At 55.3% G+C, this 25755-nt stretch carries 40 protein-coding genes; 4 read left to right on the top strand and 36 right to left on the bottom strand.

What is annotated here, in order from left to right:
• Positions 1-45 precede the first annotated feature (45 nt).
• Genes ACGLHT_RS15915 through ACGLHT_RS15900 form a run of 4 tightly spaced genes read right to left on the bottom strand, consistent with a single transcriptional unit; the run spans position 46 to position 2311 of the window.
• Positions 46-822, bottom strand: coding sequence for a hypothetical protein (locus ACGLHT_RS15915; protein WP_023111021.1), 777 nt, complete (start codon positions 820-822; stop codon positions 46-48).
• Between the two features lie 21 nt (positions 823-843).
• Positions 844-1308, bottom strand: coding sequence for a hypothetical protein (locus ACGLHT_RS15910; RefSeq protein ID WP_019437330.1), 465 nt, complete (start codon positions 1306-1308; stop codon positions 844-846).
• 8 nt (positions 1309-1316) lie between these two features.
• Positions 1317-1679, bottom strand: a complete 363-nt coding sequence (locus tag ACGLHT_RS15905; RefSeq protein WP_010794228.1) for a hypothetical protein — start codon at positions 1677-1679, stop codon at positions 1317-1319.
• A complete protein-coding gene (locus tag ACGLHT_RS15900; RefSeq protein WP_010792620.1) occupies positions 1676-2311 on the bottom strand; it encodes a hypothetical protein in 636 nt (211 codons plus the stop codon). Before ACGLHT_RS15900 ends, ACGLHT_RS15905 begins: the two co-directional genes overlap by 4 nt.
• A 188-nt stretch (positions 2312-2499) precedes the next feature.
• On the opposite strand from ACGLHT_RS15900, the gene ACGLHT_RS15895 reads away from it, so the two are divergent.
• The gene (locus tag ACGLHT_RS15895; RefSeq protein ID WP_019437329.1) at positions 2500-2778 is read left to right on the top strand and encodes a hypothetical protein; all 279 of its coding nucleotides are present in this window, start codon (positions 2500-2502) and stop codon (positions 2776-2778) included.
• Here the strand turns inward: ACGLHT_RS15895 and ACGLHT_RS15890 are convergent.
• From ACGLHT_RS15890 to ACGLHT_RS15880, 3 genes are all read right to left on the bottom strand, one after another.
• Entirely contained in the window at positions 2775-3107 is a 333-nt protein-coding gene (locus ACGLHT_RS15890) for a hypothetical protein (protein ID WP_019437328.1), read from the bottom strand. The two genes, ACGLHT_RS15895 and ACGLHT_RS15890, sit on opposite strands and share 4 nt — an antisense overlap.
• Positions 3104-3502, bottom strand: coding sequence for a hypothetical protein (locus ACGLHT_RS15885; protein ID WP_019437327.1), 399 nt, complete (start codon positions 3500-3502; stop codon positions 3104-3106). Before ACGLHT_RS15885 ends, ACGLHT_RS15890 begins: the two co-directional genes overlap by 4 nt.
• 1964 nt (positions 3503-5466) lie before the next feature.
• The gene (locus ACGLHT_RS15880; protein ID WP_019436899.1) at positions 5467-6654 is read right to left on the bottom strand and encodes a hypothetical protein; all 1188 of its coding nucleotides are present in this window, start codon (positions 6652-6654) and stop codon (positions 5467-5469) included.
• 38 nt (positions 6655-6692) lie between these two features.
• On the opposite strand from ACGLHT_RS15880, the gene ACGLHT_RS15875 reads away from it, so the two are divergent.
• The gene (locus ACGLHT_RS15875) at positions 6693-7052 is read left to right on the top strand and encodes a histone-like nucleoid-structuring protein, MvaT/MvaU family (protein ID WP_010792626.1); all 360 of its coding nucleotides are present in this window, start codon (positions 6693-6695) and stop codon (positions 7050-7052) included.
• A gap of 47 nt (positions 7053-7099) precedes the next feature.
• Here ACGLHT_RS15875 and ACGLHT_RS15870 read toward each other — a convergent pair whose 3' ends face one another.
• A complete protein-coding gene (locus ACGLHT_RS15870) occupies positions 7100-7534 on the bottom strand; it encodes a hypothetical protein (protein ID WP_019436898.1) in 435 nt (144 codons plus the stop codon).
• Positions 7535-7691: 157 nt separating this feature from the next.
• On the opposite strand from ACGLHT_RS15870, the gene csrA reads away from it, so the two are divergent.
• Complete coding sequence (csrA, locus tag ACGLHT_RS15865; protein WP_010794235.1) at positions 7692-7868, top strand: carbon storage regulator CsrA; 177 nt, start codon at positions 7692-7694, stop codon at positions 7866-7868.
• Positions 7869-8808: 940 nt separating this feature from the next.
• Here the strand turns inward: csrA and ACGLHT_RS15860 are convergent.
• From ACGLHT_RS15860 to ACGLHT_RS15780, 17 genes are all read right to left on the bottom strand, one after another.
• On the bottom strand, positions 8809-9255 hold the full coding sequence (locus ACGLHT_RS15860; RefSeq protein WP_010792692.1) for a hypothetical protein: 447 nt from the start codon (positions 9253-9255) through the stop codon (positions 8809-8811).
• Positions 9252-9956, bottom strand: coding sequence for a hypothetical protein (locus ACGLHT_RS15855; protein WP_010792693.1), 705 nt, complete (start codon positions 9954-9956; stop codon positions 9252-9254). Before ACGLHT_RS15855 ends, ACGLHT_RS15860 begins: the two co-directional genes overlap by 4 nt.
• Before the next feature lie 6 nt (positions 9957-9962).
• A complete protein-coding gene (locus tag ACGLHT_RS15850; protein ID WP_010792694.1) occupies positions 9963-10208 on the bottom strand; it encodes a hypothetical protein in 246 nt (81 codons plus the stop codon).
• A 45-nt stretch (positions 10209-10253) separates the two neighbouring features.
• Positions 10254-11174, bottom strand: coding sequence for a recombination-associated protein RdgC (gene rdgC, locus ACGLHT_RS15845; protein ID WP_010792695.1), 921 nt, complete (start codon positions 11172-11174; stop codon positions 10254-10256).
• Positions 11175-11286: 112 nt separating this feature from the next.
• Positions 11287-11514, bottom strand: coding sequence for a hypothetical protein (locus ACGLHT_RS15840; RefSeq protein WP_010792696.1), 228 nt, complete (start codon positions 11512-11514; stop codon positions 11287-11289).
• A 12-nt stretch (positions 11515-11526) separates the two neighbouring features.
• Entirely contained in the window at positions 11527-12213 is a 687-nt protein-coding gene (locus tag ACGLHT_RS15835) for a hypothetical protein (protein ID WP_019437998.1), read from the bottom strand.
• A gap of 11 nt (positions 12214-12224) precedes the next feature.
• Positions 12225-12434, bottom strand: a complete 210-nt coding sequence (locus ACGLHT_RS15830; RefSeq protein ID WP_010792698.1) for a hypothetical protein — start codon at positions 12432-12434, stop codon at positions 12225-12227.
• 52 nt (positions 12435-12486) lie between these two features.
• Positions 12487-12897 (bottom strand): helix-turn-helix transcriptional regulator, encoded by a 411-nt coding sequence (locus ACGLHT_RS15825; RefSeq protein WP_010792699.1) that lies wholly within the window; start codon positions 12895-12897, stop codon positions 12487-12489.
• Positions 12894-13349, bottom strand: a complete 456-nt coding sequence (locus ACGLHT_RS15820; protein WP_019437999.1) for a hypothetical protein — start codon at positions 13347-13349, stop codon at positions 12894-12896. Before ACGLHT_RS15820 ends, ACGLHT_RS15825 begins: the two co-directional genes overlap by 4 nt.
• Positions 13346-14062 (bottom strand): hypothetical protein, encoded by a 717-nt coding sequence (locus tag ACGLHT_RS15815; protein WP_019438000.1) that lies wholly within the window; start codon positions 14060-14062, stop codon positions 13346-13348. Before ACGLHT_RS15815 ends, ACGLHT_RS15820 begins: the two co-directional genes overlap by 4 nt.
• Before the next feature lie 512 nt (positions 14063-14574).
• On the bottom strand, positions 14575-14976 hold the full coding sequence (locus tag ACGLHT_RS15810) for a hypothetical protein (RefSeq protein ID WP_010792702.1): 402 nt from the start codon (positions 14974-14976) through the stop codon (positions 14575-14577).
• Positions 14977-15067: 91 nt separating this feature from the next.
• Entirely contained in the window at positions 15068-15448 is a 381-nt protein-coding gene (locus ACGLHT_RS15805) for a WGR domain-containing protein (RefSeq protein WP_019438002.1), read from the bottom strand.
• Between the two features lie 130 nt (positions 15449-15578).
• Positions 15579-15821 (bottom strand): hypothetical protein, encoded by a 243-nt coding sequence (locus ACGLHT_RS15800; protein WP_010792703.1) that lies wholly within the window; start codon positions 15819-15821, stop codon positions 15579-15581.
• 147 nt (positions 15822-15968) lie between these two features.
• A complete protein-coding gene (locus ACGLHT_RS15795) occupies positions 15969-16424 on the bottom strand; it encodes a hypothetical protein (RefSeq protein WP_010792704.1) in 456 nt (151 codons plus the stop codon).
• 75 nt (positions 16425-16499) lie between these two features.
• Positions 16500-16895 carry a PleD family two-component system response regulator gene (locus ACGLHT_RS15790; protein ID WP_019438003.1) on the bottom strand — a complete coding sequence of 132 codons (396 nt, stop codon included), beginning with the start codon at positions 16893-16895 and terminating at the stop codon, positions 16500-16502.
• A 101-nt stretch (positions 16896-16996) separates the two neighbouring features.
• The gene (locus tag ACGLHT_RS15785; RefSeq protein ID WP_021018443.1) at positions 16997-17218 is read right to left on the bottom strand and encodes a hypothetical protein; all 222 of its coding nucleotides are present in this window, start codon (positions 17216-17218) and stop codon (positions 16997-16999) included.
• Positions 17215-17541 (bottom strand): hypothetical protein, encoded by a 327-nt coding sequence (locus ACGLHT_RS15780; protein WP_010792706.1) that lies wholly within the window; start codon positions 17539-17541, stop codon positions 17215-17217. Before ACGLHT_RS15780 ends, ACGLHT_RS15785 begins: the two co-directional genes overlap by 4 nt.
• 150 nt (positions 17542-17691) lie before the next feature.
• Here ACGLHT_RS15780 and ACGLHT_RS15775 point away from each other — a divergent pair, with 150 nt between their 5' ends.
• Positions 17692-18024 (top strand): MarR family transcriptional regulator, encoded by a 333-nt coding sequence (locus tag ACGLHT_RS15775; protein WP_019438004.1) that lies wholly within the window; start codon positions 17692-17694, stop codon positions 18022-18024.
• A 44-nt stretch (positions 18025-18068) separates the two neighbouring features.
• On the opposite strand, the gene ACGLHT_RS15770 is transcribed toward ACGLHT_RS15775, so the two are convergent.
• The 11 genes from ACGLHT_RS15770 to ACGLHT_RS15720 form a co-directional block, all read right to left on the bottom strand.
• Positions 18069-18641 carry a hypothetical protein gene (locus ACGLHT_RS15770; protein ID WP_019438005.1) on the bottom strand — a complete coding sequence of 191 codons (573 nt, stop codon included), beginning with the start codon at positions 18639-18641 and terminating at the stop codon, positions 18069-18071.
• Positions 18642-18675: 34 nt separating this feature from the next.
• Positions 18676-19425 carry a tetratricopeptide repeat protein gene (locus tag ACGLHT_RS15765; protein WP_019484867.1) on the bottom strand — a complete coding sequence of 250 codons (750 nt, stop codon included), beginning with the start codon at positions 19423-19425 and terminating at the stop codon, positions 18676-18678.
• Positions 19426-19923: 498 nt separating this feature from the next.
• A complete protein-coding gene (locus ACGLHT_RS15760; protein ID WP_228778172.1) occupies positions 19924-20325 on the bottom strand; it encodes a DUF262 domain-containing protein in 402 nt (133 codons plus the stop codon).
• A gap of 227 nt (positions 20326-20552) precedes the next feature.
• Entirely contained in the window at positions 20553-20789 is a 237-nt protein-coding gene (locus ACGLHT_RS15755) for a YheU family protein (protein WP_019438007.1), read from the bottom strand.
• A 76-nt stretch (positions 20790-20865) separates the two neighbouring features.
• Positions 20866-21921: a hypothetical protein gene (locus ACGLHT_RS15750; protein WP_021018446.1), complete on the bottom strand. Its 1056-nt coding sequence runs from the start codon at positions 21919-21921 to the stop codon at positions 20866-20868.
• An 8-nt stretch (positions 21922-21929) separates the two neighbouring features.
• Entirely contained in the window at positions 21930-22253 is a 324-nt protein-coding gene (locus tag ACGLHT_RS15745; protein WP_019438009.1) for a hypothetical protein, read from the bottom strand.
• An 89-nt stretch (positions 22254-22342) separates the two neighbouring features.
• Positions 22343-22858 carry a hypothetical protein gene (locus ACGLHT_RS15740; RefSeq protein ID WP_171886844.1) on the bottom strand — a complete coding sequence of 172 codons (516 nt, stop codon included), beginning with the start codon at positions 22856-22858 and terminating at the stop codon, positions 22343-22345.
• 308 nt (positions 22859-23166) lie between these two features.
• Positions 23167-23571 (bottom strand): hypothetical protein, encoded by a 405-nt coding sequence (locus tag ACGLHT_RS15735; protein ID WP_019484866.1) that lies wholly within the window; start codon positions 23569-23571, stop codon positions 23167-23169.
• 17 nt (positions 23572-23588) lie between these two features.
• Positions 23589-24149 (bottom strand): hypothetical protein, encoded by a 561-nt coding sequence (locus tag ACGLHT_RS15730; RefSeq protein WP_019438011.1) that lies wholly within the window; start codon positions 24147-24149, stop codon positions 23589-23591.
• The gene (locus ACGLHT_RS15725; protein ID WP_010792715.1) at positions 24146-24487 is read right to left on the bottom strand and encodes a hypothetical protein; all 342 of its coding nucleotides are present in this window, start codon (positions 24485-24487) and stop codon (positions 24146-24148) included. Before ACGLHT_RS15725 ends, ACGLHT_RS15730 begins: the two co-directional genes overlap by 4 nt.
• A gap of 744 nt (positions 24488-25231) precedes the next feature.
• The gene (locus tag ACGLHT_RS15720) at positions 25232-25687 is read right to left on the bottom strand and encodes a hypothetical protein (protein WP_010792716.1); all 456 of its coding nucleotides are present in this window, start codon (positions 25685-25687) and stop codon (positions 25232-25234) included.
• Between the last annotated feature and the right edge of the window lie 68 nt (positions 25688-25755).

Genomic DNA, 25755 nt, shown 5'->3' with positions numbered 1-25755 from the left:
AGGGCCTTGATGTCCCCACTTCCAAACCGATATGGAGGGTTGAACTTATCGGCGGCTGGATGGATTCCGTTGCATGAACTCGGGAAGGATGACGCCTGAGAACGCTTCCTCATCGAGGAGCGGGAAATCGTCTATTCGCTTCCGGATGTGCTGGCCCCAACGATTAATAGCGGCCATCTGCTTTGGAGTGAGCATCCAGAAGCGGTGGAGATGCACTTGCATCTGCTCCAGGAACTCGCGTCGATCCTTACTCGTGTGCTGAACGGCCTCCACAAGCCAGTGGTTGAGGCCAATGCAGCGTTTGACGTTGATTGGGCTCAGGACCGATTTGTTGGCCGCCGCGTTACGCATGGCGCCGCCGATCTGCTTGCGGAGATCATCTTCGATCTCTCCGCTTTGTTTGTACTCGTCGTGAGCCAGCTTCAACACCTTCGATACAGCGAACTTGAAGCCGTTCATTGCTTCACAACGGAGGCGAACGTATTGCACTACCTCGTCTATGGGCGGGAGAGGAGGGCGTTGTGGCCTAGACGTTGATGATGTTCCAGCCCCTATCTCTGGAGTTGGAGATGCCGTTGATGGGGCCGATTCGTTGTGCAGCGCTGGTTCGTCAGCCACAACCAGTAGGGCCAGGCGAGATACATCAAGCAGCCGCTCTTCCGGCTGCCCCAGATGCTTCTTAGCGCAGCTGGGGCCAGCGAATGCTTCGGTACCGTCTTCATCGGTGATGACGATGCCCTTTTCACTGTGCAATGGCCGACGACAAAACGTGCAAATGGCCAGGGGAGGGAGGAAGTCTCTACGTAAATAGCTCCAAGTCATCTCGATTCCCTCCCGTTCAGGTCACCGCTGCATTTTGAGCAGGACGGTCCATTTGCCGTCTATGACCATTGGCTTGGTCTTGTTGGGCTGCAACCGAACAGTGTCAGACAAGGCGGTGTTCGTCAGCTTGACCTCCTGATTGGTCCCGCACTTGAGTTTTGCGCCGTCATTGATGGCGCTGAGAGAGGAAACCATCCCTAACACCTCGATCGGCTGTTCAGTTCCTTCGATCGGAAGCGAACGCAGCTTCAGCACAAGCCCCGTCTTGTATTCACCATCACGGCAGATTTCGCGCTTCGTCGCCGGGTCGACAAATGCAGCGTGGTAACGATGAGAATCACGGATGTCCAGTTCGTGAGCTTGGCCGTCGAACGGCACAATGAACACCTCCGGCTCATTGGAACCCACGATGACAGAAACTTGAGCCTGGCTTGCCTCGGCACTGCCAGCAATTACAAGAAGCAAGGGGAGAAGTCGCTTGATCACTGAGGTCCTCACAGTTTTTCAGCAAAGGTGCGGGTGATGAGACGCCAGGCCGCTTGTTCCATGAACGAGTCATGATCCAACTGGTCTTTGGGGGTTGCTTTCAGGTCTTCGGCTGAGACCACCAATACTTCCACCTGGGCAGGTCCCCAGCTGGTAATTGGTGCCAACCCATAGCCATCCTTCAGGATGTTGTAGAGGAATTCCTCCTTGCCTACCGGGTACTCGATGCGGATGAAGCTTGGGTGCAAACTTTCGTAGTAGCCTAGGATGTACTCCAGAAGCTCATTGGCAGTCAGTTTGCTGAACGGGCAAGCCAGTGCTTTACCTTCAAATTGCAGAACCGACTTTGTCGCCGCGGCGAGCTGGTTCATAAGGCCTCCGCAGACACGGTGACCCGAATCGGATCAACTGTCCCGAAGTCATACCGAACGACCTCACCACTCTCGCCGGCAAACCGAATATTCAAGCGATCCAACCGGATCAGTGGATTGGTGCTGCTGTTCAGGTCAGCCTGCGGTACGTACATCCGATCCACACCGAGGCAGAAGCTGATCGTGTTGTCCGAGATCTGAGGGCTTGCAGCACGGATGAAGAATCCTTCGGGGTAATGGAAAAGTTCGCCTGTTTTCACCAGCCCATTTGTGTCGACACCCAGCAGCCAAGACCGCTCCTTCTGAAAGTCTTTCATGACTACCTGGTGCCCATTGTTCGAAGGCAGAACGAAGTCCAGGTCCTGACCGTGGCTCGAATCCGAGCCGCTATGGAGATTCACTTTCAGCCGGAAGCCAGTCATTTGCTTCAGCCCGGTCGGTTGATACGGCTCCCCATCCCGCCAAAATTTGGGGCACTGATCCGAAGGACCATCAGTACGCTCGACAACCTGGACAGTCCCGGAGTGAGCCTTCGATTCGTAACTGTAGGAGGTCTCTTGCAACTCCTTGTTAGCGCAACCCGACAAGGCTACGGCCAGAGCAGCGAGAGGAACGAGCGTGATGATTCGCATAGTGGTCCTTTTCGAGTGCCAGGGCGGAATTGCCCGCTCCTGGATTGTTGGTTTCCGAAACCAGAACGATTTTAACGATCCAGCATATGGATTCACGCCAAAACGCGGGCTTGAAATCCAGTCTTGCTGATTGGCTTGAATGCGGCTGACGGGCTGTCAGAGTCGGAGTTTTCCGTAGAGGAGGGGACATGAGCACTCCGCAAGAAATGGCCTGGCTTACGACGATTTCTGTGCCCACGGTGCAAGCTGGAGAGAGGTATGTGCGCCTTACAGGATTGCCCGGTAACCGTAAGAAGGACGCTTGGAAGACGATCACGAGTAACCATCCTGGGTTAGCGGATCTCCTTCGGTCACCTGAGCTAAAGGAAGTCGTCGCGTTCTTCGACGCAGACATTTACGTCGATGCGGAGGTGGTGCCTGCTTTGCCGGCGGAGCCACTCAAAGGGCGAAAGCAGGCCGTACCCTAAAAAGGTCTTGCCAACTCATCCTTGAGCGCGTTGAAGCGAGCTCGACGTTCTTCAGGGGTCAGTGAAGCCTCATCCCCATCTTCATTGGGTATGAGATTTCCTACATCGAGTTGAGCCGTAGGCGCGGGGACGTCAGGGAGTGACACCTCTGGAGGACTCTCCCCGAATTGCTTCATCAGCAATTGTATCGCGGCTTGTAAGTCCTTCTGTCCTTCAAGACTTCGGCAACCTGCGAGTTGATGACAGAGGTTGTCGATGGATTGCCTGATTTCATCTGGCGATGGCAGCTCACTCTGCAGCCATTGCTGAGCTTGACCTAGAGCGTTCATTGGGCCGACACCTGGCTCGGCCGGGCAAGCATTGCTCGGATGTTCTGAATTGCCTTGGCTTTCTCCTCCATGGTCAAAGGTGGAGTTGGTTGAACGTCAGGACAAAGCGGCGACAGATCTATCACCGAGGACGTGGTCAAGGCCGCTTTGTCGGTTTGGGTCCCCTGGGGCGCTTCCGATGTTTGGTACAGATCGAACATTTCACCGCCAGCGTCCACGTACCCTTCAATCAGTGCCTCGAGAGCTGTTCGACCGTCCTGCGGGTCGATCGACTTATCCTTCTGGGTCTTCTTGACCAGCCTCAAATGAGCGTCCTGGATTTCCTCGAGAGTCCGTGGAGCAGAAAGCCAGGTCTTTGCCCGGCTGGTGAGGGAGTTCTGGCTGTTGTTGGGCATGTGGTTCACCTCCTGAATTGGTAGGTGGATTCCCTCATGATGCTGCTTGTGCCAGAACCCTCAAGACAAAGGAAATATAAGGAAAAAGGAAGAATATAGGAGAGTCTCGCAAATCCCTTTAGAAACAAGGGGTTGAGCGAAGAATCGTGAGGCAAACCTGCCTAGAATCATGAGCCAATCCTCACTATGCCTGGCCGGCCTCAAGAGAATCGTGGACCAAACCTTCACTGTATAGAATCGAATCGTGGAGCAGACCTGACTATGCCGTCCCGAAACGTGGAGGAAACCTGAGTAGCCGAGCGGCTTTATCGACCCTAGCCCTGTAGATAAGTACCCCATAAAACCCCTGAGTGGAGCAAACCTCAGTACAACCGTGGAGTGAACCTGACTACTGGATAAACCGGTTAGGACGGATTATCCCGCTTGAGCGGATCAGGAATCGATCGCTTGAGCAGTGGGGATCGTGGAGTAAACCTCAGTATCTTTCGTTGGGCCCCCACGCTGTGAAATTTATCCGGTTGGTTACTGCATACGTGATGCTGCCGAGAAAGAAGGGGAATCGTGGGCGAAACCTGAGTAGTAGGAGCCTTCATGAGCGCAGGGTATCGAGCTACATACCCGGTACTGGACCGTGGGGTAAGCCTCGGCAGCGCCGGCGGAAGGGGTAAAGGGCATGACTCAAATCGTGGACGAAGCCTTGAGTGTACGCCGGAGGCTGACCGGGACCTGAATCATGGACGGAGGCTTCGTGCGCACCGTTGGCCAGGCCGCGGGCCCAGATCCAGAACATGGGCGAAGCCTCGGTGATGGCGGCGGCCGAGATGCAGGTCATGGTCCAGATCGTGGACGAAGCCTCGGTGTACGCCGGGGGCTGATTGCGGGCCGGGGCCAGAATCATGGACGGAGCCTTCGTGTGCGACGTTGGCCTGGCGCGGGTCCAGGCCAATATCGTGGGGTGAACCTCAGTGTGTCCCGGGGCTGGCCCGTAAGGCTGACCAAACATCAATCGTGGACTAAACCTCAGTGCTCGATGAGTCCGGAAGTGATGGTGGATCAAAACCAGGAGTGGGAGAAAGGAGGAATCATGTTCCAAACCTCAGTAGGGATGCACTAAGGTTTGGCTACCAACTAACGTGGCCAGTCATTCGACCTGGCTCAGAACCCATCGACCAGTCGGTAATGTGTTTGAGACCGGCAAGCGTCGAACCTGGAGCCATAACAACCGGTCTGACTGACCCTATCCCAATGTTGACGAGGTGAAGTACCGAGCCCAATCGCTCGAGCAATTTGCGTATCCCTCGGGTACCGATCCTGCGTCGTGAGCTTCTCCAGTCCGTCTCTGATAATGCGCGATCATTGCACATGCTCAGGATTGCATATCGGGCCTGCTCCAAGACCATCTTGGCCTCAGGGACCTCGAGGCACATTTCATACACCCCAACCCGACAAGCAGTGTCGAGGCAAAGCCATCCCGCTTCATTGAACAGCCGCTCTGAGGTACAAGTCGGATGAGTAGGAGACATTTCCTTATGGCTCCATTCCCCTTCCATGGAATTGAACTCTGGTGTTGCGTAGAGGGCGGACGGCCACTCACTGTCCGCGCGGCCATATACGTAGCCAGGTCCGGTGTACTGGACAACTGTGTAGTAGTCCTGAATACGCTCGAGCAGTAGGGCAGTAGCCCTACGGACATGGTCTGCAGTGACCACGTCCACCAACCCAAACTGAGCGCGAATCTTCTTGCGGTTTAAGGGGGCTAGAGCCCCAAATTCACGAGCTCTGCCAATTGTTTGTGCGGGGGATGGCTCGGCCGACATCTACTTACCTCCTGAGCGATAGGCAGATTGTCTATGAGAGGAACTTGTGCCAGAAGGTCCTTCCCAGGGGGAAGAAACGTGGACTAAACCTGAGTAATGGAAGGTCAAGCGGAGGCGCCGGCAGGTGAGCTGCCGGCAGACGACAGGTCAACGCGCCCGCTTTGCCATCAACTGAATTTCTCGGCGAGCTTCAGCTTGATGCCCTTTGATGATAGTGGAAACAAACTCATTAGTTGGCCAGAGTTTGTAAGTATAATCCTTTGCCCCTTTCCCTTTTGATTTCGCAATTTTGGTGTGTTCGTAACGCTGGATAGCTTTTTCTTTAACTAGCTGCTCCAACGCAATGTTCATCGCGCGAAAGTCTTCCGGCATGCGGTTTGAAAGACCTCGGGCTGTGTTAGATAAGAAGTCTACCAGTGAAAAGGTAAACGGATGGCTTGGAGATGCGTTTCGCCATTTGAAGGAAAGCATCCTGTATAGGACACGAGCAATGCCATTCGTAAGCCCCATGGATGTGGTGTATTGATAAAGCCGGTAATCACCATTTGCGATGCTTCTTGAAATAAGCGGGTGAAGAACAGCTTTGCAAAGCACTGAACTCTCAGGGTCGTCATCCGGAGAGGGCTGCACATATGCGGAGCTTCTTTTATTTCTACTACGAATAGCCAGGAATGGAAGGTAGGTCGATTTAATGTCAATCACCTCGCCATCCGCCGTCCGTGTTTGGATAGTAAGAGGAGCTTCGCTGAGGATTTCTAAGGCTTCCCGGAGCTCTGCGTACGTATAAGTATGCTTCTGCGACTGAAGCTCTTTCTGTAGTTCATAAAGAGTAAATTGAACTGAGCACTCAGCCTCGTTAAACTTGGCATTGCCTTGAGTTGAAAATTTGCGAAGCGCTTCTTCAACGAACTCCTCACGAGCGCCGGGGAAAACACCAACATCTTCTACTTGCTTCGATAGCTTGCCATCCACCTTGAGCCGCTTCTGCATTGGAACGGCTTTAAGAATTACACGAAACGGCTCCCCGTTAATCGTACCTTCCTTAACAATAGTCATTTCGGCGACTGAACGTACAGTCTTCCCAGACCATGCGAACCGTGGAAGCGCATCGTAAATGCTCACCAGATTTCCCAGATCGTTATCATCGAGAGTGATCTGGTATGCCGAGAACAAGGGCAGGGTTGATGATGCCGCAGGCTCCTGGATTCTTTTTCCAGTAGCTTTGCTTCTGATGCTATTCAAACGGGCTACGACTCCCGTTTCTTTCCTCGAGAGGGATTGCGAATTACAATCGAGGCCTGTGAGCAAGTCGTTCTGTGATTCGATTACATCCATAGCGGCATGCCATTTACTACAACAGGAAGGGGTACAAAATGGTTTCGAAAGTCCAGCAGGTTGCAGCGATTGAAGCTCAGATCCAGGATCTTCAAAAGCAACGAGAAGAGATCATCAACAGCCCTGGATACCAATCCGAGGCCGAGTTCAACGGCAAGCTGAATGAGCTCCTTGGCTCCTACGGAAAAGGCTTGAAGGACGTCATCGCCATTCTTGATCCAGACCGGCGAGCGCCAGAGAAAGTCGATCGCAAAGGTGCTCGTCGTGCTCGCACGCTGAAGCGCTTCAAGAATCCTCACACCGGGGAAGTGGTTGAAACCAAAGGTGGTAACCACAAAACCCTGAAGGAGTGGAAGGAGAAGTGGGGCGCCGATACTGTCAAGGGCTGGGCACAGTAAGCTGCCAGTGACCGAGGGGCCAATTGAGGCCCCTTTTTCATTTCCCTTCACGGCGTTGCTCGATCGATCAGCGTCAGCACCCTGAAGGTGCAATCTGATACGCCTTCCGGTGCACTTAATGCGAGATCAACCGCTTTTTTGAACTCGACAGCATGGGAGCGCTGTGTGTCCAGCATGCGCGAGATGTCGATGTACTGATCCGCCGTTATCTCGTCCTTAGGAGAGCAAATGTGATAGCCCCCTTCGATGGTGACGTCCGACAGCCTTTTCGCCGCCGTGGAGATGTCGAACTTGGCGGGGGCCTTCAGAAAATCCTCCTGAATTGAAGCCTTCACGATCTCATCGCTCGACTCTGTGGAGGTGGTTACCGGCAACGCGCCTGGCGTTGTGTGGCTGTACTGAATCGCACCAATCGTAGCCGCGATAGAGGCTGCGAAACTCACGATGAGTATCAGTCGTTTGTGGGGGCTTACCTGCTTCACATGCTGATCCGGCAAATGATGACTGGCCGAGATTAACCAGTGGGCGGATGAATCCAAGTCAAAATGCAGTGCTGAAATCCGCCCCCTCTCTTCGCTGGTACCAGGACTATTCAGTCGTTAAGGTGAGTCATGGATCAACCACCAAAGAAGGTGCCCTATGCTCATCCTGACCCGTACCGTCGGCGAAACCATCAACATCGGTGATGACATCACAGTAACCGTGGTGGCGAACAATCAAGGTCACATTCGCTTGGGAATCAATGCCCCGAAAGATGTGCCAGTCCATCGCGAAGAGATCTATCAGCGTATCCAGGAAGAAAATGTTGCTCCGTAATCCGATGCGTTCTTCTCTCATCATCTGGGCAGTTCTGGTATCTGGGTGCGCCGCGGGGTGGATTCAGAACCCGAGCTCAACCACACGTAACCTGGTCGAGGACCTCAAATTAGAGGGGTACGTCTGCAAGGCGAAGTGGTCAGCGATAGAGTGCCGCCAGGAAAAGCCATACGAGAAGAAGGCCCCCAAGATATGCACATCGGAAAAAGGGTGTGTAGAGCAGCCAGGTGAGCTGATTACCAACGTCTACTCGATTGAACAAGACGCCTATGGCATCCCAGCGGTAAGGCAGTGGGTGGAAGCTGAGCCCGCACCAAATTGAAGAAATTCGACAAAAAAGCCCGGCTCACTGCCGGGCTTTTTCCATCATGCAAGACGCCATATCAGCGATACGGGTATCTGAGGAGAGGTGTTCCTCGTGCCACCGGCCATGCTCATCACATACGGCCCGAATGATCGAGAGCCTAAGCGGCGCACCCTCCGGCTGCATCGTGATTGTGAGAGCCCGGGGGCCAATCATCTGATCAGTATCAGGGGCCAGGCGGAAGCTGATTCGCAACGAATCTGCTGTGTCCCCGGCAAGGATGGTTCCGCGGTAGTACCGACCCAGTTGCTTTGACAGGATGTTGAATAGCGGTACCGCGACTGTCGTTTTCCAGTCAGCTGCAGCACGATGCTCTCGATCAAGGTTGTCCCTTCGATGACGAGCAAGGCTTAGCCGGGTTTCCAGCCGACCACCTGAACGACGGGTGGATGATTCCAACCGTCGAATCTGGGTGTCGAGCTGAAGTGCATGTGACTGACGGCGCTCAACGCTATCGTTATAGCGATGAAGGAGTGCAGAGACTTTCAATTTCCCCTCGCAGCCGCGCGGATAGGAGGCGCGACAGTAAATGTGCGGACCCGTCAAAATGATCAAGTACGCATCGATTTTAAGTTGCTATTTGTCGGCAGTATTCACCGCCTTGTTGATGTAGGCGGTCAGCCCTGGCAGGTCCTCCGACATTGCATACACATCACGGTTAAGCCCCTTCATGTTGAACCGACCGTAGACTTTGCCGCCGGCGGGCATTTTGAGTGGGTTGGTCAGTGTGGCCATAGCCGTCACCTTGACCTTCTGTGGTTCCTTTTCCAGAACACATTCGCCAGCTTTCTCCAGGGCCGTGGCGGAGGCTTGGAAGTAGGACTGGAACGCATTCTGTCCGCCACCCTTCATCGCAAGCGTGCTCCCTTCGTAAAGCAGGAAAAGCGACTCCGGAGATTTGCAGAGAATAGCCTCTACACGCAGTTCCGAAGAAACCGGGTTCTTGAACTCAAGCAGATCCGCCGCGCCGGCTGCCATGGGACTAAGAGTCAAAAGTGCGGCAAAGGCCGCGCGCATGTTCATAGGAAATCGAATCCGCTGGTGGGTAGAAATGGGACGATGCAACCGCTGTGGCAGCGGTAGACGGTTGGGGAATAGCCAAGCTGCTTCGCTTGCTCAGCAGCTGAAAATGGACTGTTGGTATGCTCCAGCTCCAGGAGTTCTACTGAGTTTTCGGTTTGATGCCAGAGCTTGAAGTAGACCGAGCCACGCTGATCGTCCTTCGTGCTGCTATCCATCAGCATGACGAGGGCACACCGAGGGAAGCGCTCGATGGGAGCTGACATAGCGTAGGCAGCTGAGAAGTTCTGGACTGTCTCGATCCACGGGTAGGTGACCTCGCCGAAAGCGATATCGATCAGATCCTGTGCCGTGCAGTCCCAAGGCAAGTAGAAGTAGGTGATCTCACAGTCGTCGTGCGGCGTGGCGGACGGTTTGCATGCCATGAATTTGGCACCCACCATCACAGGAAAAACCGGCATGTCGGTGACACCCCTTGCCAGAGGTTTGAACCAAATAATCGAGGATTGATTACCACGCTCAAGCCTCAGTTCGAGCATGTCCGGTTCTGCCTCTTTCCACTCGGTGACATCGATACCGGTGAAATTGAATAAGACCTTCAGTCCTTGAACCACCTGGTTCCAGGCGATGATTTCCGTGCGACCTTTGGAAATGATCTCAAGCGCAGGCCGAGCGCACAGGTTTCTGGTGACGTCTTGAGTCATGGACTCTTAATCCTCATCGTTGGTAAGGGCCCGCTTTGCCACTAGAGCAGAGACCGGGTCCTTGGTAGCGCTTTCGATGTCAGCCAGTGCCTTACGCAGATCCCTGATGCGAGACTCGTCGAGGTCAGAACGCTGATCACCTGCTGCGGTATGGGCAGCTAGCAGAAGGTCCAGTACCTGCTCCATCGCTAGGGTGTCAGGTAGCTCGTCGGTACCGAGATGGTTCATTGCGAACTGCTTGGGGCTGAACATTCAGTGCTCCTGGAAAAATGCCCATCGATCGACGGGCATTCTAGGTTAGACGCCTTGCGGAACCTCGATACCGCCTAGTGCCTCGAAGAGTGCTGGTAGGAACTCGGCGAAAGTCAGCATCATCAAGGTGAAGCTGGCATCAAATTGGGCTAAGGCATCCTCGCCGCCGTCTTGTTCTGCTTGATCCTGCAGGAGATCTTCAAACCGGAGACGCTTGATAGCCATCTTGTCGTCAAGGATGAAAGACAGCTTATCCGACCAGGCCAGCGCCAGCTGGGTGACCAACTTTCCCGCGGACAGGTGAAGTTGGATTTCCTCGCTGGTCAAATCCTGAGCTTTGCATTTGACCGAGCCACCGTCTTCATGGGTATCTCGAAGCTCGCAGTCACTCAGGACATGGAAGTCACCGGCTGCCTTCTGAGTTTTAACCCAGTCAGTGAGGGTAGCGCTTGGGGCGACCTTGACGCTGACCGGGCGCACCGGGAGGGACCCGAGGACCTCGCGGAGTGTGGAAAGGAGGTCCTCCGCCTTTTTTGCGCTGGAGGTATCAACCAGGATCAGCCCCAGACTTGGAGCAATTGCCGCGAACGTGGTGGAGCGGCGCACAAACGCGCGTGGCAAGAAAGCCTGGATGATGTCGTCCTTCAGCTGATCACGTTCCTTCTTGTAGACCTTCCGGCACTGCGCAGTCTCGATTTCCTCGACCTTCTCTTTGACCGCATCGTTTACCACGCTGCCGGGAAGGATGCGTTCTTCCTTCTTCGCCGCTACCAGGAAAAAGCCCTGACTCGCGTGCACGAGCGGCGCATCAGGCCCTTTTCCCAGAGGGGCGGTAAAGCCGTAGGTAGTGAGTTCCTGATTCTCACAGGGGCGAGCAGGCTTGCCTTTCAATGCCTGTTCGAGAACCTCCGCGGTGAGTTGCAGGTCCTGGGTAAGGGAGTACGCAAGCAGATGCTTAAACCACATGGGGTTGCCTCATTATCAGGGGAGGCAGCCAGAGTAACGATGGCACTGATCAGTTCAACTCAACCAACGTGGCTGGAATTCTCATCAGTGCCGCCACGTAGCCATCGACAGGCTAAATTTTGGCCGCGTCGAGTTTCGCTTCTGCAAGGGAGGGGTGCCGATCGACTCTTCCTGATAAATGCTTCAGGACCCAATGAGGTCGGTTAAGCCCGCCGCCATTTTCCTTGAGAGCAGCCTTGTCGACGTAGTAGATGGTGGCTACACACGGGCCATCCTTAGTCACGTGGTAGCTTTTCTTTCCATTGATCACTCGATCAGTCATGAAAGTGATGCGAGCCATGTGAACTCCCGGTCAGGTAAGAAGGGTTAAGTCAGCGAGTACACCATTTGCGGCTTGCGGGCCGATGGCCTGTGACAGCCACTGCACCCGCTCGAATACCGTACGGTTGCAGATAGTGGCTCCGGTCTGACCGACCAGGCCCAGGATCACATCAGTCAAAAGGCTATCGATGTCGACATCATCATTTCGTGTCGCCAACTGAGCTTTCTGATACTCATCAATGGTGGCCTGGCTCCAGATCAACGACAGAGGTCGATTGTCCTCGAGCATTACCCAAAGAGAGACCTCGCGAATCATCGCTTTGCCGAAACTGCTTACTGCATGATACGTGGCCATCTCGAGCTCACCGAGAATGTCCAGCGCAGCGTCGGGGCCCCGATGGGTCAGCACCCAACTGATCTGGCTCAACACCCCCTCATTGAGGGAGCTAGTTACCGACCGCTCGAGCTGGGTATGGATCGTCTCGTCCAGCCGGTCGGCATCGACCTGCAGACCAAAGAAGGTCGGATCACTGCCGTGCTCAGCGCAGCTGAGCAAGGTCTCAGCGACACCCAGTTCCCGGGTACTGACTTCGTTGACCTTGATGGAAAAGTCAGCCAGAAATTGCATCAAGGCATGGTGAATCAGGTCACCAGGCACCTTTTGGTCCCCCAGGACGTCAACCGTAAACGTCGAACTGGTGGTTTTTGCCAGTGTCATCTCGGTGTCCTTCAGTGCACGGTGATGGTGGTGGAGGTGGAGGTAAGTTCGTTGTTGATTTGGATTGCTTCGAAGCGCATGCCGAACTTGGCCTCTGGGTCTTCGATCGCCTGGACCAGGTAGCCAGTCATGTGTGTCCGCGCGAAGTCCATCATGGCCACTGCAATATCGGTGCTGGCGTATTGAACGGTTGGGCCATTTGGGGTGCTGAGGGTGATCATGCTCTTGAATTCCTATTCGCTGTACCGCTGGCGGAGTGCCTTTGGGTTGTGCTCATTTTGTCGCGATGCGGGCGTGCCAGAAGGGGGCCTGTAACTGCAGCGAAAGGCCGATGAGCGCAATCGGTAACCAGGTGGGAGGAGTTTTGCTCTCCCAGGTTCGGACCGTTCGGACGTGAACACCTAGGTGACATGCCAGCTCGGCCTGCTCGAGGTTCAAGTAACCGCGGGCTGAAATGAGGTCCTCGGCAGTGAGCGCCGACACTGCGCTGCGAAGCACCAGGGTTGTAGGAATCCCCAGGCAGGCCAGGTGTAGCCAGTTGGGTTGGTTCCCTTTCTCCCAGTCGATTACGGTGGTTCGATGAACCCCCAGAATCTCGGCTACCTGTTGCTGGCTCAGCCGAAACGCCTCACGGAGTGCAGCCAGGTCTATAGGCGTTACTAACGGGCGACTCGGAGTGCTCATGCTGCAGCCCTCAAGCTCTGGCCAGGGAACTTGCGTAGGTACTCAACCAGGTCTGAAGGTCTTGCAGCATCATTCAGCGGCATGAACCAAACCCGCCGTACTCGTATTGCTGGATCGAATAGACCATCCGGCCCGGGAGGCATATCAGCAGAGGGTGGGGCTACCCTGAGCATCACCTTCAGGGTTGGAGATCCCTTGCATTCAAATATTCCGATTGAGAGCCCAACGTCTGGAATGTAAGCGCCGGAACGTGGCTCGTAGTAGTTCTGGACTACAGCCAACCCATCTTGAAAAGCCGAATGGAGACGGAATCCGAAATCAAGGAGTTGACCTGCAACCTCCTCGGCCGCGATCGCGACCAGACCGGCGGTTACTCCGCCATACTTCAGATCTGGGTGACCACTCCCCAAGAGATGCTGGATCACCTGGTGATTGACAGTGGATGTGGTCATTTCGATACCTCGATGTTCTTGAGGATCGACTCCACAGCTCGAATGACTGCTTTGCTGATCAGTCGAGCGTCTCCGCCAGCGATACGGCCCTCTCGCTGGATGCGCTTGATCCTTTTGGCGACGAATGCCTGCTGTGCTTCCTCATCGTCGGCCTTCAGTCCTGGTGTTCTCGGCAGATCCATAAGCTTGAACGACCAGGTCGAATCAAGCTTTCGTCCTTCGAAGATCGAGATCTGGAAGGTTGAGCCATCCAACACCACCTGGGCCTTGAAGGTATCGTCCGCGGCAACCCTTGCCGATGTCAGATGCAGCTTCTTCTGCTCCAAGTAGGATGCGAGCCGGCCCGTGAGTACGTCTTTCACATACTCCGGGGCGCGTTCCGGCAGCCGGGAAATTGGGGCATAGCGGAAACCCGGCCGACGGAGACCTTGTCGTCCATCCTCGCTTTCATAGAGTTCAGTGTGTCCGGTACGGATTGCGAAATCGATCAGACTTCGCCAGGTCGTGATCCCCTGGGAGAGCACGCGGTCGTCAACCACCATGTCACCAAGTTCTGCGCCGGCGCTGCGTTTACTTGGCGCTTGGACCTGGTCGTCCTCTTCAGCGCGAACCAGCGCTGGAGATCTGCTGTTGATGGAAACGTGAGTAGGTAGCTGAAAGCTGAAATCCAGGGCCATCTGTGGGGCCCGGACAATAGAGCGTGTGTTTTTCATGCTGGTGCACTCCTCTGAAGATGGCTCCATTGGAAGTGCAGGTTTCGAGTGGCAGAAGCGGCGTGCCTCAAAAATCTACGAATTCTTGGTACGCCGCCCAGGGAGTGTCATTCGATCAGAGGTGGATTTCGGAGTGGACGGTTGTGATCCGACCACGCGAACGCATATACGGCAGCCAGACACGCACAATGCCAAGCAGGTTCGTCAAGACGAAGCAAAGGTTGAGTAGGAGAATTCCGTAAGCGCCTACGATTAGGCCGTAGCTGCACAAGGCCAGGCTTGAGATCAAAAACAACCACCATCCCCAAGGGGATAAGCGAACGTTACTAGCGATCAACGCCGCCCCGGTGATTCCGCAAATCGTACCCACCCACTCGAAGATTTCGTTCATGGCTTCATGCTTGTCTGCAGTTGATTGACTCGCGGGGCTGAGATCCATAGGAGCCAGCTTGAGTGTCCCGCTCCCGAGTTGTAGGAGCAGGATGTGGTCCTAAGAGGTGTGCCAGAACCTGTTAGTTGGAGGCTGGAACTGGCACAGTTTTGAGCTCTTCGAGGCGCTTCAGGATGGCGATTGCCTCATCAGAGGTAGCGGGATTGGCATATGCGGACATGAAGCTGTCGAGCAAGGAGCGCAGCATCCCGCCGGTGCCCTCATTACGAATTACGGACATGAGGCAAAACTGCTCCAAAGGGACCGAGTCGACATTACTGAGGAAGTCTTCACCGACGGTGTTCCCGACGTCATTCATCAGGATGCGGAGGATGTGATCAGGACCTTCCACATTGCCTTCACTGTCGCCGGGAACATCCACGAATGATAGGAAGCGGCCTGAGGTGTGGCCGTGAGGGGTGTTGCGTAGCGCATTCAGATGCTGATCGATGCGCTCATTGAGGGTCGAGCCTCTGTTGGTCATGGTGTATCTCTCATTCACGATACGCCAAGGCTATCAGCCGAAATGCTGCGGTAGTAGCGAAAGCAGTGGGGCGCGCAGATGCGAAGCCCAACTACAACCAAAGACGCATTGGATCGATTTCAACGGCCCGAACTGGCAAGGCCTTGAGCTGGTCAAGTCGTTGTTGCCTTGCTGCTTGATCCTCAGCAGTCATCTCGGACTTGAGTTGCATTTTTTCTGCTGGGGCGTCCGTAGCGGTACCCACGAGCACGTAACCGCGTGCAAGCCTTTTTTTGCAAGCTGCCTCGAATGCCTCAAGAGCCGCGAAGTAGGAGCTCTGGGACTTCACAACCCGTTGAGTTCCGGCTGTCCCAGTACGGCCATAATGCGAGAGGACCACCCAACCACCCGAGGTGGAATTGAGCATCAAGGTGTAGAACTTATTGGAGCTACCTTGCTGACAAAGGTAGTTGTGGGTCTGATTCAGGCTCATGCGGGCTCCCGTTGCATGGGAGTGATGATCCTTCGTTCAGTGAGGTGCCAGAAGCTCGGCTTGGAATGGAGACTCCCGGCTGAGTATCCCCAGGAGGGCCCTGGTGCACTCAGCCGGAGATGGAGGGGAATTACACCGCTGGGGCCAGATCCGGAGCCGGGTGGCCTTTACGGTGGGCGCGGTGGAGATGAGTGGCCCAGGCGACCAGGAGCGCGAAAAGGGTGAACGCCATCCAAAGACTGCCGATGCAGAACCATGCGATCGGATTGAGGGTGGTGCCCTCACCGAACATGAGCGTGGTGGTGAGAGCGCAGGCCACGACAAACAGGGTCATGGCCATGAATGCAACGCGGAGGAAAGACTCGGTGATCATGTGGTAGCTCCTTCGCTAAACCGACATTACTGATTTGGGCTTTCGCCGGGCCAACCTGTCCGGCATGAGCAGAGGTATAACCAGGGTGAGTCTTGTTTCAAGGTGCAGCCTGAAAATACGAACCCCGCCGAAGCGGGGTCACTGTGACTATGGAGTTAGCCGGTCCACGTCGAGTATCGCGTTCAACTGCCCTTGCAGCTGTTTCAAAGCGCCCTCGATGTCACCTTGCTGCAGATTATGGAGTGCACACGATGCCGCAACATGAAGATCCACGTATGCATGCATGAGCGTGTTGTTAGTGGGGTAGGAGGACGCCGGGCCAGGCAGGGAGACCTCGATGTGCTGTGTGTCCTGCTCACTCCAGATGGCCTCACTCTTCAGGCAGGTATCTCCACCTTCAGTCACCAGGACCAACTGGTTGTTGATCTGCAGGAGCTCTTGGCCATTCCAGTTCACTAGGGTTTCGCTACCGTCCTCAAGAGTAATGGTGTCGCCTGTCTTGTGGATTTCACGGGGAACCCAAGCTGGGATCACTTCAAAAGTGCCGGCCAGACGATCACCCGAGATCGGGTGGTAGGGATATAAACGCGAGTTGCTCGACATTCTGTTTTGGCTCCTTATTGATGAACAATGGAGCCATTCTTGAATGCGTTAGGGGGTGCCACCAGCTGAGTGGTGTCAAACCTCAGGTTCAAATTGCGGGCAGTGTTTCCTTACCGCGGTGAGTAGATCGTCCTGGGTAAACGGTTTGGTGATGTAGTCTGTTGCGCCGTGTTTTTTGCCCAAGGCGATGTCAAACAGGCCATCCTTCGACGAAAGCATCACCACAGGAACTGACTTGAAACTGTCCCGGCTACGAATCAGTTGGCAGGTCTGGTAACCGTTGAGCCGCGGCATGAGGACGTCGATGAAAATGAGGTCTGGTTTAAAGTCCAGAGCTCGGCCGAGACATTCGAACCCGTCGACAACGCAAAGCACCTCGCATCCTGCCTTAGCGAGCATGACTTCGCCCGTTTTTCGGATAGTTCGGGAGTCATCGACAAGCATGACTCGCAAGGGGGATAGATTACTCATAGGGGTCCTCGGGATTACGTGCCATCAATGGCAAGACCGACGAATGTTCGCCGGTCTGTTGCTGATAATCCAGTGAAGTCAGTTTGCTACTTTTCACCGCATCAGAAACGCCGTATTTCCGGATCGAATTCCTGAGCAAGACGCATGGCGTCACTCATCGATTTGAAGCCCGATTGCCGCGAGCCATCGGAAAGACGTACTTCCCACTGCAGGGCCTGATTACCGGCTTTGGAAGGCGCGGTATGGCTCCAGATCCGCGCTCCTGTCTCGTGCTGATAGATGCCTGGCCGGCTTCGGTACCACCCTTGAACGGCCTTGCTCACGCCTCGCCTCCGGATTTCAGCGGGTTTCCAGTGGCAGCATGCATTAGCACCTTTCGCTTTGCCCCGCGCACCAAGCGGTAAATCTCCACTTGGCCTGCAGATATCGCATCTCGCAGGTCTTGCTCATCATGGGGCGTGGCTTCAACTGTCGAGATCGTGTCGACAACCTTGTGCATCTTTCCGTCGGACAGAATTGTGAACGTCGGGCCGGGACAGATCCTTGCGAAGGTACTGGAACTGGGACTCTGGCCAGCCTGGTGCTTCCAGCCATAGAGCACACCTTCTACGGTGTCCGAAAGTTGGGGGGTGTGATTGCGATTCATCAAATAGCCTCGTCAGCCAGGAAATTTCGGGGCTATTTGAACGTTCCGAGAGCTGTGCCAGAACCACTTGGAAAGCAGACCAGCATTTCGAGTTGAATCAGTAACTTTCTTCGATAAAGTCGGGGGTGTCCGTAGCAAAGTGCCTTCAGAATGACTCCTCTCACTCAGATCAAGATCGAACGTGGCCTGTTCAAGGCCCCCGCAACCCTCACCGAGGTGGATCGAAACGCTCTTGCCGTCATCCAGAACCTAGGTGGTGAGATCACGGACGCCGGTATGTTAGGCACGCTGGTTTCGACCAAAGTCGCTTCAGCAAGAAATCAAAGGTTGCTGGGGGGCCGATTAATCAAGCGATTGGAGGGGATGGGGCTGCTGGAGCGCCGGCGGAGTGACGAAAGTGTCTCCCGGTTCGCACTTACAGAATCCGGAGCCGAGCAGGCACGGGCTTCGAAGCTCCCGATCACTGCACGAATTCTGGCGTGACTGGGGGGCGCCTTTGCATAAGGTGCCCCAGTCGGAGAGCCCCTCTACTGGTTCGAAGAGCTCAGGACATTCGCGATAACTGCCAGGCCCAGTGCAGTGAGCTTGACGTCGAAACAACGATCATCAGAGTCGAGCCGGTCCGGCATCTCAGCGACGATGCCCTTCTTCATGCAGGAGAGCGCAACGCGATGCTCTTCTCGATCGCACTCCACTGATTCCGTTTCAGTCAGGTCGTTATCAAAGGACCGCACGAACCGCAGCTGAGGCTCAGTGAGCTTTCCCGCAATTTTGTCAGCGCGAAGCCCGATCAGGTGCGTATGGACCTGGTCTGCAGGGATTTCCAGTTTCGCCCAGGCGGCAAAAGAGGTACGGGTGCTGTTGCTCTCCTGTCCGATGTCGGTGGAGGACTTGGCGTTCAGGCAGCGAAAGCGCAGGCAGTCTTCATCTTCGACGCCGGCGTAGAGCTTGTATTGAGGCCCCTCATCAAGCACTTCCCGCAGTCCAACCTTGCCATCGCTGTAGAACCGACCTTTTCCGATTTCTGACTTTTTCATCAGCAGATCCTTGTTTGAGTGGATGTGTTGCAGTCGAGACTGCTCGTGGAACAGGGTCATCATCCGCCCATCTGTTCTGTGCCAGCAGCCGGGATGATTAGCCCTGGTCGACAGCTTCGTTCGTTTCCTGGATGCACTGATCCAGCTTGCCCGGGCTTTTTCGTTCCGAAAGGGTCTTCACTCCGGCCAGCGCGGATAGCTCAGCTGCTGCCTCTGCGTGTCCATGATTTGCAGCTACGGCATACCAGCAATACGCCTCGAACTGGCCATCAATTGAAGGGTATTTCCCCAGGCTTAGCCCCAGGGCAAACCGATACATCGCCTCTATGTCGCCGTTGTACGCCTTCTGCTTGAGAGACTCCGCTCGTACATCCGCGGGGTCTCCCTCCGTACGAGGCTGCACCACCAGGGAAGCTGACGCGCCCAGCGTGCGCGGTACGCTGAGGCCAGAATTCAACATGCTGAGAGCTCTAGCCGATTCAGAGTCTCCGGCGGCTGCGGCTTGACTCAAGAGATCTTTTGCTCGGGATGGATCGTTGAGGTTGGGTTGGTAAGTGTTATTGAGCAGCAAGGCGAATTCCCGTTTGGCCCTGACGCTGGTCTCTGCAGCTTTCTCCATCAGAGCGGTCCCATATGGGATGTCCTTGGTTACCCCTTTCCCAAGTAGATAGTCCCAGGCCAGCACCCGGGTAGACTCGACATGGCCAAGTCCGGATGCAGTGGTTAGATAAGCCACTGCGAGCTCAGGGTTAGCTGGCACTCCTTCTCCGTTCTGGTAGACCTTGGCCAGCCGGTACAGGGCATCCATGTTCCCCCTGAAGGCGCTTTGCTCCAGCAGTTCGATCATTGCCGTCGTGTCACCGGTGGTAGCTACCTTTTCCGCCTCGGCCAGCGCCTCACGGCCGGAGTCGGGTGCCGGTGTTACTGCAACTGGAACGTTCGGCGTAGAGGAAATCGGGGTCGGAACTGCACCAGCAGGGTAGACCTGAACGTCGGGTTCGATGTCAGCCGTCTGCCTGATCTGAGCGACGGGCAAATCGGCAGGGACTTGCCGCGGTGATGCTTTGAGGATGCGACCAGGTTCCGCGGCGGGTGCTTGGAGTGGTTCTCGCGCAAGAGGCTCGTCGAAGGGGTTTCCCTCCCGTGTGACTTGGGAGGTACAGCCAGATGCGATGAGCGTTAACAGGAAGGTGGTGGGGATGCTCAAGCGTCTCATGCAGAAGGGCTCCTAACCATAGGCTGGCAAGGATTACAGAATCAGCAGAGAGGCCCAACCGAAAGCCAGGCCCGCATTTTCGGGCCCGGCTCTAAACCATAACGGGAAGTATCTGAAGCTCGGTGGACGTTAAGCGTTGAGCAATTCGAGATCAGCCTCGGTGTGCGGGGTTCCACTGAAGTTCAGTCGGCGATACAGCTCCTTCAGGACCTTCTCGTCATCGGTGTAGTCCATCTCGATGCAGGGGAAGATCAGGTTGTTGAAGCGGCGGCGCTTGTCAGCCAGGCTCAAGTCCTGGAAGAAGATCCCCCCGAAGATGCTGATCTCCCCGTGAAAGAAGCGGGCGATCGCAGTGATTCGCTGTTGACCATCAATCAACCACCCAGACATGGGCTTGTCATGGCCCTGGTCGTCATAGTCGCGCCCATTGATAACGTAGTACCCGGTACCAAGGCCCAAGAAAATCCCCTCAATAAATTGGACCTGTTGGTCGAGGTTCCAGCTGGGCGGACGCTGCCACGGCGGAAGCACCAGGTTCAAAAGCTGACGCTCCTGATCAACGTTAGTGCGGGCCGGGGTCCCCTCCCACAGTGCGCTTATAGAATACGAGCGCTGGTTCCCAGCAAGGATTGGAGCAGGTAGGGCGAGAGAGGACATGGAGATCTCCAGTTGTTGAGCGACCAGGAAAGAGTGGATGCGCACATAATCTGGCAGGTAGGAGTGTGGCAGAAGCCCATCCGTTGAACTGCTGTAGATCGTCAGCTCCAGGCCTTAAGCATCTCGGCTGGAACCTCGGAGCGGAGAGTCAAAATACATTGCTGATAGGTCACATCGTAGAGAATGACCGCCTCACCGATTTTCAGCGCCCTCATCACTCGTTCGATCTTCACGGCCTCAGGAGTGTCGTCACCACCATCAGTTCCGTCCCTACTCACGAAATCGGCCATGAGGTTGTGAAGCGTTTCAGGCTGTAGCTGGTCGTAGGGAATGAGCATGGGATCACCTCTAGTTTGCCTTGAAGGGTGAGGTGATCCTCTGCTGTTGAACGGTGTGCCAGAACCCGCAGTATTATCAGTCCCGACTCTGGCAGTGCTGCACAAAACTTCTGATCAGATCCCGTTCGGACCTGGCGTCAATCAGGAAGCCGTAGAAGGAGTCAGAGCCTGTGGGGTGAAAGCCAAATCCAAGTTGTTCAGCGGACTGCATATCCCAAATCATGCTGGAGTCAGGGGTGAAGGTCGCCGTCAGATAATCACCACTGATCTTGGGAGCGGATTGCAGATGAGGGATGGGGAGAAACTGGCTGTTCACCCTCAGGGTGTAATTCCGCGCATTCCGCAAAATCTCTTGGTTGTTGGTGCCTGCATCGTATAGAGCGGAAATCTTGACGCCGTTGTGACTCGCGCAGGTGACGATCAGCTTGCCGGTACCGTTCCAGGTTTCCTGTTCCCCCTTGAGGTACACAGTTCCTTGCTTGCCTTCGATCCCCCACTGGGGCGATAGAATCCCGTTGTTCACCAATGACAGGCCAGAGGCTTCAGAAATTGGTAAAAGCTGCATCTTGCCGCCACCGACCTGGGCCATCTTTTCGAACAGCAAAGGGCTGACCCCCATACGGATCAGGTAGCTGGTGATGGCAGCGCTGACTACCTGCCCGACATCCAGGTCTGACGTCGAGGTGGTCCGGCGATAAAACCTGTGGATGCCAATACGGGCGTTCTGGTCTGCAAACCGGAAGTGGCCTCCACTGAATGTAAGGACGCAAGCGCTGTAGCAGATCCCGGGCAGAGGCTTGCCATAGTTACCACTGCTTTTTCCGATCGAAGTGTTGATGCCTCTGCGCCGGATCGCTTCACCCAGCTCCATTCCTGCGACCAGGTCCCCACCTGCAGAGTCCAGGTAGAGCATCGGCACCTTCCTGCCTATCTGGTCGAGGGCGGCCAGCATCTCCTGTTTGGTCGAGGTGGTTATTTCGCCTGAAAGGTACAGTTCTGCGGGCGCGGCGGTTCCATCAGGATATGTGCTTTGGAGCACTTTGATCGATGCGCCAGCGGTAGCAGGACTGAACATCAGACCGAGACTAAAGGCTGCGCCAAGAGCCTTCCCGGCCAAGTTTCTGATCTTCATCTGGCGCACTACAGGTCGAACCGTTTGAAGGTCAGCTTTCCTGCCGGAGTGTCTTGGGTGAGGTCTCCATTCTCCAGGATTTCGAAGCGAACGATGCGGTTGCCTTCTTGATCGAGGGCGGTAATTGATCCAGATTCTCTGCTCCAGCTGGACACCTTTACGTCCTGACCATCGGCGCTGATATTCCCTTCTTGGATCACCGCAATACCAACCGTCCTGGCCTGGCCTCCTTCGGATTCCATCGTTGCCTTGTAGGCACCGACAATTGAGTTGTCGCAGCCGGCGATCAGTGTGAGGGACATCACCAAGGCTATTCGTATAAGAGATTGCATGGAGGGCATCTTTGCTTTCCGAGAATAGGGTTTCTACAAAAAGCTAACGGGTTCCCCCGGCCATTCCAGTGAAAATGTATCCCGGAAATTCAGGGCCTACATTTCTGACGCGATCGTGCGGGTAGCGGCTTCGGAATGTCCTGTAGGCCTGCTTTCACCATCCTGCGGTACTGGTCACGTCGGGGAGGGGGAGCAAGGGGTATTTGCTCCGGGGGCGGAATTCCCTCGCGCTGGGCCAGACGAAGCACCGTTTCCTCGTAAGCATCTTGGTAGTTTCGAACGCCAATGCTGACCCTGATTTTAGGGGCGCCGTCGGCGGTTTGATTGGTTGCCCAGTGCGCGCGATAGGGTGGTGACTGGGAAACGATCAAGGAAATACTTGCGATTGGTTTGGAAGAACACGCGGCGCTATGGCTGCCTGGATCGATGCCTAGCTTCTTCTCTGTCAAATCACGCCAATCCATAGCTGCGCGTAGAGCTTCGCTGAGGGAGACCTCGGGGGTGATCTTGAAGGTCTGGTAATAGTCTCGACGATGCTCCTTCGTGCCTTGCTGGATCGTTGGCCTATATCCAACAATCTCGCCGTCCTGGTTCTTCAGAATCACGATCCGACGCATCTGGAACCGTTTGTCATCTCGCCAGCGGCGTTGTCGCATAAGGCGAGGGGCGGTCAGGCGGAGGGTATCAGCGGACGTAGAAGGTATAGGGGCAGGGGAGGCAGAGAGGGGCACTGGCAATGTTCCTTATCCATTGGCCCCACTCATATTGGGTAGGGCCATCCGAAGTTCGATATGTTCGCAAACATCGAGGGGGATTCAATGCCATTTGTCGGTCCGGAATTTCGGACACTGAGGCTCACCAAAGGAACGATGGCGGGCAAGCATTCTCCTTAAAGTGGAGCGAGATGCCGAGGCTACACGTCTATCTCAATGGTTTGCGCCTGGATAACGCCAATCAGTTGGTGAAGGCGATTAGCCAGGTCACGACGCGCATCAGAAGTGACAATTCGACCATCGCCGTATAGGCCCTGCATGATGGATTGAAGGCAGCGGAGCTGCTCACCTTCGAGAAAGAACCCCTTCATGCTTTCAAAGCTCGGTGGAAAGAGGTCTCGCCAGTGAGTGATCTGCTCGGTCACATCCCAAGCTGACGAGCAGGTGGTTTTCCATCGGCCGGAGCACTCATCTTCATCTGGGGGATACCACCTGACGACTGCCTGGGTTCCATCCTTGAATAGCCCCTGAAGTGCTTCAGATCGGGTCGTGTAGTGATCGGTGTTTGTGGCCGCTGGCGCGATGAGTACGCTGATCCAAGGCATGCTGCCTCTCCCGTGTATTAGGCCCGGCGTTTTGTCGTCGGAGATAGTTGTTCGAGGGCGTTCAGCAATCGCTGCGCATCATTCGTGCGGATCTGAACCACCTCTGCGCCACCGGCAATGCCGGCGCGGAGTTGGCTCGGTACTTTCGCTTTGAGCAGCGTACGGACTACTGCTTTTGCCGCGGCGACAGGGCGATCCTTGCGGGGCTTCCTCTGTCTGTCTTCCTCCTGAGCCGCTTCCTGAATCACAGCCATAACGTCCTGGCCTGTGGCCTCAGCAACACGCATTGCCTTGTGTGCTGAGGCAATGGACGCTTTTCGGTTGGCCACCATTTCCACCAGCCCAGTCGGTGCTTTGGAAAACTCAAGTAAGGTTTTCACATGCCGCAATGATCGGCCTGCGATCGCTGCGATCTCGATGTCCATACAACCAGCCTGGCTAAGGTTCATATACACCTGCGCAGCCAGGTGCGGGCGAAGGCCCGCAAGAGCTATCCGGAACGCCTGCACTACTGCTGCAGGAATCGACTCGCCGGAGGTCAGAGAGGTCTTGACCTCTTCATATGGCAGATCTTTCACGCCTCACCCTCCCGCGAAATGATATCGACCTTCGTGCCGGCGCAATCGACTACGTAGGTGTAGTCCTCACTGGTATCGGCGGAGGTGTCAAAAGTGCCCTTGAAGTCCTCGTCGCCGTAGCTACGAGAGCGCGGAACGAGCACCGGGTAGTAGTCGGTGGAATGACGGGTATCGCGGACACCGATCATCAGTCGCTGATCCAGGGTGATGAGCTTCTGCCTTTCCTCGTTGACCTTCACGAGCACGGCCTTCAGGTCGGCGGGCAGAATCTCCAGGTCGAACTGTTGGAGAGCTTCCAGTTGATCGAATAGGGCTTGGAGCTGGTTGGTATGGAACATGGGATTCTCCTTCTGGGAACGTGGAGTAATCCTCACGCCTGCGGGGCTGTGCCAGAACCCCCTTATGGAATGACACAAGGTGTTCTTTTTTCTGGAATTCAGGTCGTTAACTTCCTTAAGGCGAACTGTAATCGCGAAGGAGAGATCAGACTTTGAAGTGGACCTTGGTAGTGGTCACCTTTCTACAAGGTGGTTATGGCACTCCAGCAGGAGTGCAGTACCCCATCGTTTCCGTTACCCCGTACCAAAGCCAGGCCGAATGCGTAACGGTCCTCAACGCCATCATGGATATGTCGGGCTATCAATCTCGGGCGAAGTGCGTCCCGCCGCCGGCAAAGATTCCGGCGAAAGAGGCGGCCGTTAAGTAGATCGGAGTGCGAAAGGGGCCGCCCTTTGGGCGGTCCCTACATTTTCGTGATGTGAGACTGTCTCAGTCTAGTGGAGAGTGGCTGGCGCTCTCAGGATCGGTGCGTAGGGGCTCTCTGCGAGGGGTAGGCGGCGGCGTGTTTTCTTCGCTCTTCTGCTCTCGAGAAGTGCTGGCGTGCGCCGCTGATATTTCTTTGGCGACGATACGAACCATTACGCTATCGGTAATGAGTCCATAGAAGGTGCCGTGCAACTCCAGAGGATGTGCAATTCGATTCAAGAACTGGCTCCGTGTTTCTGATCTCCACAGGGACGAACATACAGCATTGGTGCATGGTCGCCCCTTCAAAAACGGCCACTCAAGGTAGCCCCGTTTCATCATGCTGCTTGGGTTTGGTTCTCAGTGGCACTGCCCTTGACTTTGGCCAGTTTGTCCATGAAACCAGCCAGGGGCATGTCCTGCAGATCGGAAATTCGATCGCGCAGAATCGACCAGCGTTCTTCTTCCTCCATGGCCATGTACTGGCTGCGATAGCGGCATCCATCCAGGATGAGTTCAGTCGCGGTCGCGCGGTCGACTACGAAGACGACCTTGCCATCAAGCTTCAGGTTCTCCCTTGCAAAAACCTCAGAGATGCTGTCTTCCGGGTCTAGCGTGGCGTAGAAGCGGCCGCGGAGAAAGTCACCTTGGAACGTGGTCTGGCCCAGTAGTGGGCGAGCTGCATTCATCAAAATGTGCCCTGAGGGTGTCTCGGTTCCGTGATCCAGGTTGGTAGTAACCGCAACCGGAGCATGGGCCAGGAAGGAAAGCAGGTTGGATTGAGCGTATTGCATGGGGAGGTCCTCTGTCTGGGATAGGCCCAGTATCAGCAGGGAAGGGCTGTGCCAGAACCGCTGTCAGA

Source organism: Pseudomonas sp. PsB, from assembly GCF_043658375.1.
Lineage (GTDB): Bacteria > Pseudomonadota > Gammaproteobacteria > Pseudomonadales > Pseudomonadaceae > Aquipseudomonas > Aquipseudomonas putida_Z.
Note: the sequence above shows the minus strand (reverse complement) of the source record. Positions and strands in the feature narration are given on the sequence as shown.